This is a genomic window from Cryptosporangium aurantiacum (assembly GCF_900143005.1).
Classification (GTDB): Bacteria; Actinomycetota; Actinomycetes; order Mycobacteriales; family Cryptosporangiaceae; genus Cryptosporangium; species Cryptosporangium aurantiacum.
Window position 1 is genome coordinate 248077 of record NZ_FRCS01000005.1, and the last position, 15237, is coordinate 263313.

10 protein-coding genes and 1 pseudogene are annotated in these 15237 nt (G+C 70.2%); 3 read left to right on the plus strand and 8 right to left on the minus strand.

Annotation, left to right across the window (positions count from 1 at the left end; all coding sequences use genetic code 11):
* Positions 1-25: 25 nt before the first annotated feature.
* Complete coding sequence (locus BUB75_RS18775; protein ID WP_073259172.1) at positions 26-1213, minus strand: RtcB family protein; 1188 nt, start codon at positions 1211-1213, stop codon at positions 26-28.
* Between the two features lie 391 nt (positions 1214-1604).
* On the opposite strand from BUB75_RS18775, the gene BUB75_RS18780 reads away from it, so the two are divergent.
* Both BUB75_RS18780 and BUB75_RS18785 read left to right on the plus strand, forming a co-directional pair.
* On the plus strand, positions 1605-3257 hold the full coding sequence (locus BUB75_RS18780; protein WP_073258847.1) for a fumarate hydratase: 1653 nt from the start codon (positions 1605-1607) through the stop codon (positions 3255-3257).
* 5 nt (positions 3258-3262) lie between these two features.
* Positions 3263-4270: a winged helix DNA-binding domain-containing protein gene (locus BUB75_RS18785; RefSeq protein WP_073258848.1), complete on the plus strand. Its 1008-nt coding sequence runs from the start codon at positions 3263-3265 to the stop codon at positions 4268-4270.
* Here BUB75_RS18785 and BUB75_RS18790 read toward each other — a convergent pair.
* Positions 4251-4934, minus strand: a complete 684-nt coding sequence (locus BUB75_RS18790) for a Uma2 family endonuclease (RefSeq protein WP_084741470.1) — start codon at positions 4932-4934, stop codon at positions 4251-4253. The genes BUB75_RS18785 and BUB75_RS18790 overlap by 20 nt on opposite strands.
* A gap of 134 nt (positions 4935-5068) precedes the next feature.
* Here BUB75_RS18790 and BUB75_RS18795 point away from each other — a divergent pair, with 134 nt between their 5' ends.
* Positions 5069-6460, plus strand: a complete 1392-nt coding sequence (locus BUB75_RS18795; protein ID WP_073258849.1) for a class II fumarate hydratase — start codon at positions 5069-5071, stop codon at positions 6458-6460.
* Between the two features lie 53 nt (positions 6461-6513).
* On the opposite strand, the pseudogene BUB75_RS48860 reads toward BUB75_RS18795, so the two are convergent.
* From BUB75_RS48860 to BUB75_RS18825, 6 genes and pseudogenes are all read right to left on the minus strand, one after another.
* Positions 6514-6810: pseudogene (locus BUB75_RS48860) on the minus strand (aggregation-promoting factor C-terminal-like domain-containing protein); the annotation flags it as partial.
* Positions 6811-8498: 1688 nt separating this feature from the next.
* The gene (locus BUB75_RS18805; protein WP_073258850.1) at positions 8499-9257 is read right to left on the minus strand and encodes an SDR family oxidoreductase; all 759 of its coding nucleotides are present in this window, start codon (positions 9255-9257) and stop codon (positions 8499-8501) included.
* 139 nt (positions 9258-9396) lie between these two features.
* Positions 9397-10845 (minus strand): RNA 5'-3' helicase PhoH2, encoded by a 1449-nt coding sequence (gene phoH2 / locus BUB75_RS18810; protein WP_073258851.1) that lies wholly within the window; start codon positions 10843-10845, stop codon positions 9397-9399.
* Positions 10846-11094: 249 nt separating this feature from the next.
* Complete coding sequence (locus tag BUB75_RS18815) at positions 11095-12297, minus strand: PucR family transcriptional regulator (RefSeq protein WP_073258852.1); 1203 nt, start codon at positions 12295-12297, stop codon at positions 11095-11097.
* Between the two features lie 146 nt (positions 12298-12443).
* Positions 12444-13211 (minus strand): isoprenyl transferase, encoded by a 768-nt coding sequence (locus BUB75_RS18820; RefSeq protein WP_073258853.1) that lies wholly within the window; start codon positions 13209-13211, stop codon positions 12444-12446.
* Between the two features lie 119 nt (positions 13212-13330).
* Complete coding sequence (locus tag BUB75_RS18825) at positions 13331-15169, minus strand: phosphoenolpyruvate carboxykinase (GTP) (RefSeq protein ID WP_073258854.1); 1839 nt, start codon at positions 15167-15169, stop codon at positions 13331-13333.
* Positions 15170-15237: the final 68 nt, after the last annotated feature.

Genomic DNA, 15237 nt, shown 5'->3' on the forward strand with positions numbered 1-15237 from the left:
TGATAGCCCGCCCGAACGGGTCCGCTCAGCCCTTCACGCAGACGACCTGCTTGAGGTGGGCGACCACGTCCACCAGGTCGGTCTGCTGGGCCAGAACCGCCTCGACGTCCTTGTACGCGCCGGGAATCTCGTCCACGACCCCGGCGTCCTTGCGGCACTCGACGCCCGCGGTCTGGGCGGCGAGGTCCTCGGCGGTGAACAGCTTCTTCGCCTTGCTCCGGCTCATCCGCCGTCCGGCACCGTGCGACGCCGAGTTGAACGCGTCCTCGTTGCCCCGGCCGCGCACGATGTACGAACCGGTGCCCATCGAGCCCGGGATGATGCCCAGGTCGCCTGAACCGGCCCGGATCGCGCCCTTCCGCGTCACCAGCAGGTCGACGCCGCCGTACTGCTCCTCGGCCACGTAGTTGTGGTGGCACGAGATCGGCTCGCCGAACGTGACCTGCGGGAACGCGTCCCGCAGGACCTGCTGGAACAGGCCGAGCATCAGCGCCCGGTTGCGCCGCGCGTACTCCTGCGCCCAGTACAGGTCGCGTCGGTAGGCCTCCATCTCCGGGGTCTTCGCGAGGAACACCGCGAGGTCACGGTCGGGCAGGTCGGCGTTGTGCGGAAGCTTCCGCGCGATCGCGATGTGCCGTTCCGCGAGCTCCTTGCCGATGTTCCGCGAACCGCTGTGCAGCATCAGCCAGACCGTGCCGTCGGTGTCCAGGCAGACCTCGAGGAAGTGGTTACCGCCGCCGAGCGTGCCCAGCTGCTTACCGGCACGGCCCCGCAGCTGCGACACCCCGACGTGCAGGTCGTCGAAACCCTTCCAGAACGCGTCGAGACCCTTCGTGTCCACGCCGCGGACGCGCCGCGGGTCGATCTGGTCGTCGTGCGTGTGGAAGCCGACCGGGATCGCGTCCTCGATCGCCCGGCGCAGCGGACCGAGGTCGTCCGGCAGGTCCTCGGCGGTCAGCGACGTCCGGACCGCGGACATCCCGCAGCCGATGTCGACGCCCACCGCGGCCGGCGAGACGGCCTGCCGCATCGCGATGACCGAGCCGACCGTCGCGCCCTTACCGAAGTGCACGTCCGGCATGACCGCGACGCCCTCGACCCACGGCAGCGCGCCGATGTTCCGGAGCTGCTTCGTCGCCTCCGGCTCGATCGTGTTCGGGTCGGTCCAGACCTTGACCGGTGCCCGCGTTCCGGGCAGCAGCGTGTACATGATTCTCCTCTGCAGGTCGCGGGTTCCCCGCGTTTCAAGACTTATGCCGACGATCTGCGGCGCACCGCCGCAGGCAGCGGCTTCGCGGCGCACCACCGCCGCCTCGCGAAACTCCCGGACCACCGCCGGGCGCGGCGCTCAGGCCTGCTGTTGGTACCTGCCGGGGCGCGCGGGACAGCCCACGGCGGGGGCGGTCGTGCCCCGTCTGCCGGTAGGCCATCGCATCGCGCTGCTCCTCGTCAGGTCGTCGTGGGAAGCTCAGTGTGCGGGCGGGGTGGACGCGCCGCGAGTGGTTTTCCGCGGACGGGTGGCACTTCTCACCCGTGAGGCGCTCCCGGCGCCGGGTCCGGGGAAATTAATCTTTGCGCAACTCCCCAACGCCGCGAGGTTCCCGATGCCTGACTTCCGCTACTCGGATCTGCTCCCGCTCGGCCCGGACGAAACCACGTACCGGCTGCTCACCCGGGAGGGGGTCGAGCCGATCGAGGTAGCGGGCGAGACGTTTCTGAAGGTGGCCCCGGAAGCGCTGACGACGCTGACCAAGGCCGCGATGCGGGACATCGCCCACCTGCTGCGCCCGGCTCACCTCCAGCAGCTGCGCAACATCCTGGACGACCCCGAGGCCTCCGGTAACGACCGTTTTGTCGCGCTCGACCTGCTGAAGAACGCGAACATCTCGGCCGGCGGCGTGCTGCCGATGTGCCAGGACACCGGCACCGCGATCGTCATGGGCAAGAAGGGCGAGCGCGTCCTCACCGGCGGCGGCCAGATCGACGGCGAGGCGATCAGCCGCGGCGTCTACGACGCCTACACCGAGCTGAACCTGCGGTACTCGCAGCTCGCGCCGCTGACGATGTGGGACGAGAAGAACACCGGGTCGAACCTCCCGGCGCAGATCGAGCTGTACGCCGACGGTAAGCCGGGCGAGTACAAGTTCCTGTTCATGGCCAAGGGCGGCGGCTCGGCGAACAAGAGCTTCCTGTACCAGGAGACCAAGGCCGTCCTGAACCCGACGCGGATGATGCGGTTCCTGGAGGAGAAGCTCCGCTCGCTGGGTACCGCCGCCTGCCCGCCGTACCACCTGGCGATCGTCGTCGGCGGCACCAGCGCCGAGTACGCGCTGAAGACCGCGAAGTACGCGAGCGCGAAGTACCTGGACTCGCTGCCCACGTCGGGGTCCCTCGCCGCCCATGGCTTCCGGGACCTCGAGCTGGAGTGGCAGGTGCTGGAGCTGACCCGGAAGTTCGGGATCGGCGCCCAGTTCGGTGGCAAGTACTTCTGCCACGACGTCCGCGTCGTGCGTCTCCCCCGGCACGGCGCGTCCTGCCCGGTCGCGATCGCGGTCTCCTGCTCGGCCGACCGGCAGGCACTGGGCAAGATCACCGCCGAGGGCGTGTTCCTGGAGCAGCTGGAGACCGACCCGGCGCAGTACCTGCCGGAGACCACCCACGACGACCTGGACTCCGAGGTCGTGCAGATCGACCTCAACCGACCGATGTCCGAGATCCGCGCCGAGCTGTCCCGGTACCCGGTGAAGACCCGGCTCTCGCTCACCGGTCCGCTGGTCGTCGCCCGCGACATCGCCCACGCCAAGATCGCCGAGCGCCTCGACGCCGGCGAGCCGATGCCCCAGTACCTGCGGGACCACGCGGTCTACTACGCCGGCCCGGCGAAGACGCCCGACGGCTACGCGTCCGGATCGTTCGGGCCGACCACCGCGGGCCGGATGGACTCCTACGTCGAGAAGTTCCAGGCGGCAGGCGGGTCGCTGGTCATGCTCGCCAAGGGCAACCGGTCGAAGCAGGTCACCGACGCGTGCCACGCGCACGGCGGGTTCTACCTCGGTTCGATCGGTGGGCCTGCCGCGCGGCTCGCCCAGGACTGCATCACCCACGTCGAGGTGCTGGAGTACCAGGAGCTGGGCATGGAAGCGGTCTGGAAGATCGAGGTGCGCGACTTCCCCGCGTTCATCGTGGTGGACGACAAGGGCGAGGACTTCTTCGCCGACACGACGAAGCCGGTGCTCACCATCGGCACCCGGCCCTAGGCGCCGTGCCGAGCCTCCCCCGTCTCCGCGCTGAGTCCCAACTGCTCGGCGCGGAACGGGCCACCGACACCGCAGCCGTCGTCGCGCGTCTGGGCGCGCTGCAGGCGCAGGACCTGTCGGCGACCACCCTGGCCGTGCGGGCCCGAAGCACGGGCCTGACCGCCGACGAGGTCGACCTGGAGGGTGAGGGTTTCGTCCGCACCTGGCTGATGCGCGGGACGCTCCACGTCGTCGCTGAAGCCGACGCTGGCTGGATGCTCGGGCTGCTGGGCCCGGTGAACCGCGCGAAGGGTGCGCGGCGGCGGGCTCAGCTGGGCCTGGACGACGCGCTCTGCGAGCGGGCGGTGGAGGCGTTACCGTCGGTGCTCGCGGACGGACCGCTCGGCCGTGCGGAGGTGGTCTCCGGGCTGGCGTCGCTCGGCGTCACGCTCGGCCCTGAGGGCCAGGCCGCGCCGCACCTGCTGGGGTACGCGGCGTCGTTTGGCGTGATCAGCCTTGGGCCCGAGCTCGCCCGCGGCAAGGCGTCGTATCGGTTACTGGAGGCGTCCTCCGCGCTGTCGCGGGACGAGGCGCTGGCCGAGCTCGCCCGCCGCTACCTCCGAGGCCACCAGCCCGCCGAGCCCGCGGACTTCGCCGCGTGGTCGGGCCTGAGCGCCCGCGACGCCAAGGCAGCGTTCGCTTCGCTCGAACCGCCCGAGCCCGTGACCGAGCCGCAGCCGGGCAGCGTGCGGATGGTGGGGCACTTCGACCCGTACCTGCTGGGCTACGCCGACAAGACCGCGGCCGTGCCCGCGGAGTTCGTCGCCCGCGTCCGCACCGGCGGCGGGTTCGTGACCCCCACGGTGCTGGTCGACGGCTCCGCCGTTGCCACCTGGCGCCTGTCGGGTGCGGCCCTGTCAGTGAGGCCGTTCACCCCTTTGTCGGACGCCGTCCGCGCCGGCATCCAGTCCGAGGTGGACGACATCACCCGCTTTCTCGGCACACCTCTCACTCTCAGCGTCTCCGCCCCCTAGACACACCGCGCCGCATGAGGTCAGCGAGATTCACCGAGAAGGGAAACGGCTCAGTGACCTCGATCCGCGGCCCCCGCGAGACCTCGGTGTAGGCGCCGTCCTCGAGACGGTAGATCGTTGCGATGAGCTCGGGCTCCAACTCGATCCGCCAGTACTGCGGAACGCCGTACTCGGCGTACACGAGCGGCTTGAGCTTCCGATCCAGTGCAGTGCTGCCCGGCGACTCGATCTCGACCGCCACAGCCAACTCATCTTTGGTGTAGACGCGTGGGCCTTCCAGCAGCACGTCTCGAACGATCATCACATCCGGGATGCGGGTGGTGCCCTTGCTGAGCACGACATCGACCTCGTGATTGGCTACGTAGCCGTTTGCTTCTGCTTCGCAGAGCACCGCGAGCAGCTTTGTACCGAGGCGCTGGTGCAGGCCAGAGGGAGAGGGGGACACCGTCAGTGCTCCGTCGGTCAGCTCGATGCGGTAGGGGTACTCCGGCATCGCGAGCAGATCCGCAACGGTGAAGCCGCCGACGGGCATCCGGATGGAGAGGATGGGCTGGCCATCATCCTCAATCTCCTCCGGCGTCGGCATGAGTTCATCGTGGCACGGGGCCGGACGACGGCGTCCGGCCTTCTTTCGCGCGCCTTGTTCTAACGTGTTGCTGCTCATCGGGTCGGTCCTCCCTGGTTTCTTTCTCGGTGGCTCGTGTGTATGAGTATCTCGGATCGAATCGAGCGGTGGCAAGAGGCACTTCGGAGAGGGTCGCTGCGGCGGGAACGGCTCGGAAGGCGTAGGTATGAGGTATGAGCGAGAGCGAATACCGGATCGAGCACGACACGATGGGCGAGGTCAAGGTCCCCGCCGCCGCCAAGTGGCGCGCCCAGACCCAGCGGGCGGTGGAGAACTTCCCGATCTCGGGCACACCGCTGGAGCCGGCGCTGATCGCCGCGCTGGGCCGGATCAAGGCGTCGGCCGCCCGGGTCAACGCTGAGCTGGGCGTGCTCGACGCTGACCTGGCCGAGGCGATCGCCGCCGCCGCCGAAGAGGTCGCTGCCGGACGCTGGAACGCCGAGTTCCCGGTCGACGTGTTCCAGACCGGCTCCGGCACGTCGAGCAACATGAACACGAACGAGGTGATCGCGACCCTGGCCACCGAGCGCCTCGGCAAGCCGGTCCACCCGAACGACCACGTCAACGCGTCTCAGTCGTCGAACGACGTGTTCCCGTCGTCGATCCACCTCGCCGCCACCGGCGCGGTGTCCGACGAGCTGATCCCCGCGCTCGAGCACCTCGTCGCGTCGCTCCGCCGGAAGCAGGTGGAGTTCGCCGAGGTGGTCAAGTCCGGCCGCACCCACCTGATGGACGCCACGCCGGTCACGCTCGGGCAGGAGTTCGGCGGTTACGCCACCCAGGTGGAGCTGGGTGTGGAGCGGGTCCGCGCCGCGCTACCGCGGCTCGCGGAGCTACCGCTGGGGGGCACCGCGGTCGGCACCGGTATCAACACCCCGCCCGGATTCGCGGCCCGGGTGATCGCCGACCTCGCCAACCGCACGGGCCTACCGGTCACCGAGGCGCGCGACCACTTCGAGGCGCAGGGGGCGCGCGACGGCCTGGTCGAGATCTCCGGTCAGCTGCGGACGATCGCGGTCGGCCTGGTGAAGATCGCGAACGACCTGCGGTGGATGGGGTCGGGGCCGCGCGCGGGGCTCGCCGAGATCGCGCTCCCCGATCTCCAGCCGGGGTCGTCGATCATGCCCGGCAAGGTCAACCCGGTGATCCCGGAGGCGGTCGCGCAGGTCTCCGCGCAGGTGATCGGCAACGACGCCACGGTGACGTTCGCCGGCGCCTCGGGGTCGTTCGAGCTCAACGTCATGCTGCCGGTGCTGGCGCGGAACGTCCTGGAGTCGGTGCGCCTGCTCGCGAACGTGTCGCGGCTGTTCGCGGACCGCTGCATCGACGGCATCGTGGCCAACGTGGACCGGTGCCGTGAGTACGCGGAGTCGTCGCCGTCGATCGTCACGCCGCTCAACCGCTACCTCGGTTACGAGGAGGCCGCTGCGATCGCCAAGCAGGCCCTGAAGGAGCGCAAGACGATCCGTGAAGTCGTCGTGGAGCGCGGCCACGTGGAGTCCGGCAAGGTCAGCGAGAAGGAGTTGGACGCGGCGCTCGACGTCCTGGCGATGACCCGGCCCTGACAACGGCGAAACCCCGCCTCGCGTGAGCGGGGCGGGGTTTCGGGGAGCCGTACTCAGTACCAGCCGTTGGCCTGGGAGTGCGACCAGGCGCCGCACGGCGTGCCGTACCGGCCCTTGATGTAGTTCAGGCCCCAGCGGATCTGCGTTGCCGGGTTGGTCCGCCAGTCGCTGGCGACCGTGGCCATCTTGCTGCCCGGCAGCGACTGCGGGATGCCGTACGCCCCGGACGACGGGTTCTCGGCGGTGGTCCGCCAGCCGCTCTCCTTCATCCAGAGCTTGTCCAGGCAGCTCATCTGGCTGGTGGAGAAGCCGTACTCGGAGAGCAACGCGCAGCCGGTCTTCTTGTTGCCGCTGTACGAGTTGCAGTCGACCGGAGCGGTCGGCACCGGGTCGCCGCTATTGCCGCCCGACGAGCTGTCGCCGTCGCCCTCGCCGTCGTTCTCGCTGCTCCGCTCGGCGCTCCGGGAGGCGCGCTCGTCCTCGGCCCGCTCGGCTTCCTCGGCGGCCTTCTTCTGAGCCGCCTCCGCCTTGTCCGCGGCGCGTGACTTCGCCGCGTCCAGCGCCTGCTGCTGCTCCTGCTTCTGCGCCAGCTCCGCGCCGACCGGCTTGTCCTGCTCGTCGCTGGTGTTCGGGCCCGGCGTCGCCACGGTGATCGGGGCGTCGGCCTGAAGCTCTTCCTTGACCTGGACGGTGTCCGGGTCGGTGTCGCGCAGAACGGTCACCGCGACACCGATCGCCGCCGAGAAGACCAGCACCATGACCGCGGCGATCCGCAGGATGAGGTGCTTGCGCGGCAGCGACCGCTTGGCCTCGGCCGGTGGCGCGATCGGCACCTCGGCGTCGGCGGTGGGTGCGAGGACCGGCGCGGCGTCCGACGGCGCCCAGCCGCCCGGGGCCGCTCGGAGCTCGGTCTCGACGTCCGCGTCCGGCTCGAACGGACGCCGCTGGCCCGGGATGCCGTAGGCGTGCGGTACCGGGGGCAGAGCGTCGGTGCGGGCCGCCGCGAACTGGGCGGTGTCGTCGGCGTCCCGGCCGACCGGCGTGATCGACGCGGTGTCGTCCGCCGCGCGGTCGTCGAGGTAGTCGGCGGCAGGCCGGTGGTTCTCCCGGTACGGCACGCCCGCCGCCGCCCGGAGCGCATCCGCGTCCCAGGCGCTGCCTTCGCCGCGCTGGTACGAGGTCTGCTGCTGCGGCGGTGCGTCCCAACGCTCGGCCTGGTTGTACGGGTCCTGGCGGTAGGGGTCCTGTTCCCGCCAGGAGAAGCTGCGCGCCGCGGCTGCGTCACGGCTGTCGGCCGCGCTGCGCTCAGCCGCCGTGGCCCACCAGTCGACCGGCGTCTCCGCAGTCGGCTCGTCGGCGGGGTCGGCGTACCGGCGGCGGGAACGCGGCGTCCAGTCGTCCGGCCGCTGGTAGGTGTACTGCCCGGAGCCGGCGTGGTCGCTGGAGTGGGCCCCACGGGCCTGATCTTCCGGCTGACGCCGGCCGGATAAGTCGCCGCCGGAGGAATCCTCCGGCGGGCCCCATTCCGCAGCGCCCCATCCCGCAGCGGCAGAACCGTGTTCGTCGCGGAGATAGGTCATCGGCGCTGGTCCGTCCCCCGGTCCTCCGGCACACCGCACCGGACCGCACCACCGTCCCGGTGGTCGACAGGTCCGAGCCTCGCGGCACCGGCCAGTAGGGAAAGTCCTGGCGCTGTCGACTGGGTGGGCTGCACGCCCGTACCCGGCAGCGCTGAATTCATGAGCACCTCTCGCGTCAGGTCGCGCCCCGGACCCCATCTGTCCGAGAGCTCGTCCGTCGCCCCTTGCACACTTCGAGCGAACGTACCCGACCTGACGCCCCGTGATCCTCGGGTGTGGTCACCTCTATACGTCTCTTACTACTGCCTTAACAGTCCGTGGCGGGATGGTGTCAGCTATCCGCGCTGATGCCCGGTTTCGGCCTGCGTAGAACGGCAAACGGTGACCTGCCTCACCAGGCGGCCACAAAAAAGCCGCGCGGCTCCCCACACTGTAGGGAGCCGCGCGGCGGAAAGCGTTCAGTCCTTCGGGCCACCCGCGACGTAGATGACCTGACCGGACACGAACGACGCGTCGTCGCTGACCAGGAACGACACCACGCCGGCGATGTCGTCGGGCACGCCGGGACGCCCGACCGGGATCATCGACGTCGCCGCCTTGATGAAGTCCTCGAACGGGACGCCGACCCGGGCGGCCGTGGCCGCGGTCATGTCGGTCTGGATGAAGCCCGGCGCGATCGCGTTCGCGGTGACGCCGTACTTACCGAGCTCGATCGCGAGCGTCTTGGTGAAGCCCTGCAGACCGGCCTTCGCGGTGGAGTAGTTGGCCTGGCCGCGGTTGCCGAGCGCCGACGTGCTCGACAGGTTGACGATCCGGCCCCATTTCTGTTCCACCTGGAACTTCTGCACGGCGCGGGTCATCAGGAACGCCCCGCGCAGGTGGACGCCCATCACCGCGTCCCAGTCGCTGTCCGACATCTTGAACAGCAGGTTGTCCCGGAGGATGCCGGCGTTGTTCACCAGGACGGTCGGCGCGCCCAGCCCGTCGACGACCTGCTGCACGCCCGCGGCGACCTGGTCGGCGTCGCTGACGTCGGCACCGACCGCGAGGGCCTTACCGCCGGCGGTGGTGATGGCGTCGACCGTGTCCTTGCATGCGTCCGCGTCGAGGTCCACGACGCCGACGGCGAAGCCGTCGCGGCCAAGGCGAATCGCGGTGGCGGCACCGATCCCCCGTGCTGCGCCTGTCACGATCGCTACCCGCTGCTCTGCGCTCACGCTTCCTCCTCGGTACCAGTCAGGGCTGACCGTCACCTTACCGACGAGTCGGTCACTTACGGCCGTGACAGTCACCACGGGGCCGCCGAACAACAAATCGGGGCCTCGGCCGACGCCGAGACCCCGATTTGTTGTCAACTCAGTGCGGGAGATCCTCCAGCATCTCGGTCACCAGTGCCGCGATCGGGCTGCGCTCGGAGCGCGTCAGCGTCACGTGCGCGAACAGCGGATGCCCCTTCAGCGTCTCCACCACGGCGGCGACCCCGTCGTGGCGTCCGACCCGGAGGTTGTCGCGCTGGGCGACGTCGTGGGTGAGCACGACCCGAGAGTTCGCGCCGACCCGCGAGAGCACGGTCAGCAGGACGCCGCGCTCCAGCGACTGCGCCTCGTCGACGATCACGAACGCGTCGTGCAGCGAGCGGCCGCGGATGTGGGTCAGCGGCAGCACCTCGAGCAGCCCGCGCCCCAGCACCTCCTCCACCACCGCGTCGCTGACCAGCGCGCCGAGCGTGTCGAAGACCGCCTGACCCCACGGGCTCATCTTCTCGGCCTCGCTGCCCGGCAGGTAGCCCAGCTCCTGGCCACCCACCGCGTACAGCGGACGGAACACCACGACCTTCTTGTGGGCGCGACGCTCCATGACCTGCTCCAGGCCCGCGCACAGCGCCAACGCCGACTTACCGGTCCCGGCTCGGCCGCCCAGCGACACGATGCCGACCTCGTCGTCCAGCAGCAGGTCGAGCGCGACCCGCTGCTCGGCCGACCGGCCGTGCAGACCGAACGCGTCCCGGTCACCGCGGACGAGACGCACGGTCTTGTCCGGGCGCACGCGAGCCAGCGCCGAGCCACGACCGGAGTGCAGAACCAGGCCGGTGTGGCACGGCAGGCCCTGCGCCTCGGCCAGGTCGATCGTCTCCTCGCCGTACAGCCGGGCCATCTCCTCGTCGCTGATGTCGAGGTCGACCATGCCGGTCCAGGGCCGCTCGGCCACCGACACCATCTCGGCGCGGTACTCGTCGGCGGTCAGACCGACTGCCCCGGCCTTGACCCGCAGCGGGACGTCCTTGGTCACCAGGACGACGTCCGCGCCTTCGGCGGCCAGGTTCAACGCGACGGCCAGGATCCGGGCGTCGTTGGTCTCGGCGCGGAAGCCGGGAGGCAGGTTGTCGGTCGACGCGTGGTTCAGCTCGATGCGCACGAGGCCGCCCGCCTCGTTCACCGGCACCGCGACGTCCAGCCGGCCGTGCTTCACCCGCAGGTCGTCGAGCATGCGGAGCGTCTGCCGGGCGAACCAGCCCAGCTCCGGGTGGTGACGCTTGCCCTCCAGTTCGGTGATGACGACGAGCGGAAGGACTACCTCGTGCTCAGCGAACCGCCCCAGCGCACCGGGGTCGGAGAGCAGGACGGAGGTGTCCAGCACGTAGACCTTGCCGCCGCTCGATGGGTGGCCCTCCGCACGCGGCGCCCGCTCCCGGGTGCGCTTCAGTGTCGGAGAGTCCGAAGCGGACGGAACTTCCTCCGCGGGCGCGACGACCTCAGGGAGAGCGGTGTCGCTCAGCGAGGTCCTTGGGGTACGACGATCGGACATGAGGTGCTCCTGGTCCCGCGGGCGCGCACCCGTGCGCCCACTGGCTCGCCGGGTCCGGTACCCGCCCCACGGGGCCGGGTGCCGGCCCCGCGACGAAGACAACCGATCGAAGGTTTCAACGCCTGGGCCTCCCGGGTGGGGATCAAGAACCCCACCGGGACGAACGCTACGCCGTCAGAACGGTTTGCGGGTCCTTAACGCCCAGACTTGCAGTACCAGCATGTGAACATCCCGTAACAGGACAGGCACTTAGACGGGCACGGCCTGCTTGCTGAGCAACTGGTGACCCCGCAACGCCATCTCGAACTCGAGCCGCACGAGCGGGTCGCGCAACCGGTCGCCGAACAGGCTTTCTGCGCGGCGGAGGCGGTACCGGACGGTCTGCGGGTGCAGGTTCAACAGCTGCGCGACGGCCGGTGCGCCGTTCCGGCAACTGAGCGACGCGAGCAGCGTCTCGACCATGCGCTGCTGCTGGCGTGGCGTCAGCTCACGCAGCGGGCCGAGGTGCCGGTCGATCAGCATCTGCACGAACGCCTCGTTCTCGAGCAGCACGACGGTGGCCAGGTGCGGCTCCGCGCGCAGGACGCCGTGCTCGGGACGCTCGACGATGCCACGCTCGACCAGGTCGAGACAACGGCGGGCGAGCTGGAGCGAGTTACGGGCCGATCCGAGCGGCACCACCGGACCGGCGACCAGCAAACACCCGGCGGCGAACCACCGATGGGCCTGGTCCACCCACGCGCCGTCGGCCGGAAGCAGCAGGAACGGTCGTCCGCCGCCGCTGCCCGCGAGCACCTCGCGGGGCAGGTCGGTGCCGATCCGCGCGGCGCCGCGCACGATGACCGCGACCACCTCGTCCGGGACCGGCCAGCGGGCGGCTCGCGCGGCCTCGGCCAGGGTGCCCTCCGCGACGCCGGGCGTCAGCAGCAGCTTGAGCAGCCGGCCGCGACGCCGGTCGTCGGGCGCCGAGGCGGCGGCGTAGCCCTCGGTGGCGTGCTCGGCCAGCTCGTCGATGTGAGCGAAGACGGCGTCCGCGATGCGGTAGATCTGTGCGGGCGGCACACCGGCGATGCTGCTCAGCTCCGCCCAGCGTCGCCAGGACAGTCGAGCGCCCACGCGGTACGCGGAGTGCAGCGCGTCGAGGCTGCGCCCGGCCCGCCGTTCGGCCCGGCCGATCGCGCGGTGGACCTCGGCCGCGGTCTCCAGGTCACCGTCGCGCCGGCTCACCCGGCCGACGAACTCCTGCAGCGCCTGCTCGACGCCGCGCTGGATCGTGTGCCGGTAGTCGGCGTCGCCCGGCCGGTCGTACTCCGGGACCTGGCGGGAGATCTCCCGGACCATCTGGGCGGCCAGATCGGGGATCTCCCGGCGCATCAGCGGCGCCATGTCGCTCGGCAGCGTCGGCCACGGACTCGACAGGTCCGGCCGATGGCTCTGGATGGCCTGCTTCATCGCACACCTCACCAATAGGCGACACAGTTCACGACGAGAGCGAACTCACGGTATCCACACCGGTGCGATTTCACCGGTTCGAGCGCGCAGCTTTGTGCGCCTGCCCAGCCGGGCGAGGCGCGGTGAACGGACCGTGAACGGACCCCTCAGACTCCGAAGCGCCGGTTGCGCTTCGCGTAGTCGCGGAGCGCACGGAGGAAGTCGGTTCGCCGGAAGTCCGGCCAGTGCGCGTCGCAGAAGTAGAACTCCGAGTGCGCGCTCTGCCACAGCAGGAACCCGGACAGCCGCTGTTCGCCCGACGTCCGGATGACCAGGTCGGGATCCGGCTGCCCCTTGGTGTAGAGGTGTTCGGCGATGTGATCGACGTCGAGCACCTCGGCCAGTTCCTCGATCGGCGTCCCGAGGCCGGCGTGCTCGTGCAGCAGCGACCGCACCGCGTCGGCGATCTCCCGGCGCCCGCCGTACCCGACCGCGATGTTCACCGAGGTGCCGGTCTTCCCGTGGGTCCGCTCGGCGGCGTCCTTGAGGATTCGGGACGTCTCGGCGGGCAGCAGGTCGAGCGCGCCCACCATCCGCAGCCGCCACGGTTGGTCGTCGGCGGCGAGATCGGTCGCGACGCCCTCGATGATCCGCAGCAGCGGCGCGAGCTCGCTCTCCGGACGCGTCAGGTTGTCGGTGGAGAGCAGCCACAGCGTCACGACCTCGACGCCCTGGTCGGTGCACCACCCGAGAACCTTCTCGATCTTCCGCGCGCCGACGTGATGGCCCTCGTTGGGGTCGTCGAACCCGGCTTCCCGGGCCCACCGCCGGTTACCGTCGAGGATCACCCCGACGTGCCGGGGACGCGGTGCGCCGGTCAGCTTGCGGACGAGCCGCCGCTCGTAGAGGGAGTAGATGACATCCCGAACAGCCACCCCGGAAGGGTACGCCTCGGAACTGCGCACTCGGAACGACAAGTCGGTTACCGATGCGCTACTGATCGGTGAGCGGACGGACCCGGTCGGCCGAGAGACCGACCGGGCCACCAGATCTCTTACTGCACGCCGAGTTTGGTCTTCAGGACGTCGAGCTCGGCCCAGAGAACGCCGGGCAGTTTGTCGCCGAACTTCTCGAACCACTCGGTGACCTGCGGGATCTCCGCGCGCCACTCGTCGGCGTCCACCGCCAGCGCGGCCGCGACCTGCTCCGGGGTGAGGTCGAGCCCGGAGACGTCCAGCGCACCCGGCGCGGGCACGTGGCCGATCGGCGTGTCGACGGCGTCGGCCGTGCCCTGGATCCGCTCGACGACCCACTTGAGCACGCGGCTGTTCTCGCCGAAGCCCGGCCAGAGGAAGCCACCGTCGGCGTCCCGGCGGAACCAGTTGACGTAGAAGATCTTCGGCAGCTTGGACGCGTCGCCGGTCGGGCCGCCCTTGCCGATCTCGATCCAGTGCCGGAAGTAGTCACCGGCGTTGTAGCCGATGAACGGCAGCATCGCCATCGGGTCACGCCGCACGACGCCGACCGCGCCGGCCGCCGCCGCGGTGGTCTCCGACGACAGCGTCGCACCGAGGTAGACGCCGTGGTTCCAGTCGCGCGCCTCGCTGACCAGCGGGATCGTCGTCTTCCGGCGTCCACCGAACAGGATCGCCGAGATCGGGACGCCGTTCGGGTCCTCCCACTCCGGCGCGATGATCGGGCACTGCCCGGCCGGGGTGCAGAACCGCGAGTTCGGGTGCGACGAGGGCTCCGACGAGTCCGGGGTCCAGTCGCGACCCTTCCAGTCGGTCAGGTGCGCCGGCGGCTCTTCGGTCATGCCCTCCCACCACACGTCGCCGTCGTCGGTCAGCGCGACGTTCGTGAAGAGCGAGTTGCCGATATCGATCGTCCGCATCGCGTTGGCGTTGGTGTGCCACCCGGTGCCGGGAGCCACTCCGAAGAAGCCGAACTCGGGGTTGAGCGCGTAGAGCCGGCCGTCGTCGCCGAAGCGCATCCAGGCGATGTCGTCGCCGAGCACCTCGACCTTCCAGCCTGGGATCGTCGGCTCGAGCATCGCGAGGTTGGTCTTGCCGCAGGCCGACGGGAACGCCGCGGCGATGTAGTTGACCTCGCCCTGCGGGTCGGTGAGCTTGAGGATGAGCATGTGCTCGGCGAGCCAGCCCTCGTCGCGCGCCATCACGCTGGCGATCCGCAGCGAGAAGCACTTCTTGCCGAGCAGCGAGTTACCGCCGTAGCCGGAGCCGTAGCTCCAGATCTTCCGCTCCTCGGGGAACTGGACGATGTACTTCTCCGGGTTGCACGGCCAGGCGACGTCCTGCTGGCCGGGCTCGAGCGGCGCACCGATCGAGTGCAGCGCCGGGACGAACTTCGCGTCCGAACCCATCTTCGCGAGGACGTCGGACCCCATCCGGGTCATGATCCGCATGCTGGTGACGACGTACGCGGAGTCGGTGATCTCGACGCCGAACATCGGGTCGGCCGCGGTGAGCGGACCCATGCAGAACGGGATGACGTACATCGTCCGGCCGCGCATGCAGCCCCGGTAGAGGCCGGTCATGATGGCCTTCATCTCGGCCGGGTCCATCCAGTTGTTGGTCGGACCGGCGTCGGCCGGGTCGACCGAGCAGATGAACGTCCGCTCCTCGACTCGAGCGACGTCCGAGGGGTCGGTCCGGGCCCAGAACGAGTTCGGCTTCTTCTCCGCGTTCAGGCGGACGAGCGTGCCGCCCTCGACCAGCTCGTCGGTGAGGCGGACCCACTCCTCGTCGGAACCATCGACCCAGACGACACGGTCGGGCGTGGTGAGCTCTGCGGTCTCCCGAACCCAGGCAAGCAGCTCCGCGTGGGTCGTCGGGGCCTCGGCCAAGCCGGGGATCGCGGTGGGGGCTGACATCGATCACTCCTCGGGTGGGCGGACGCTGACCGGTTTTCCCGTCCGTGGGGAAACGCCAGAACCCCGCG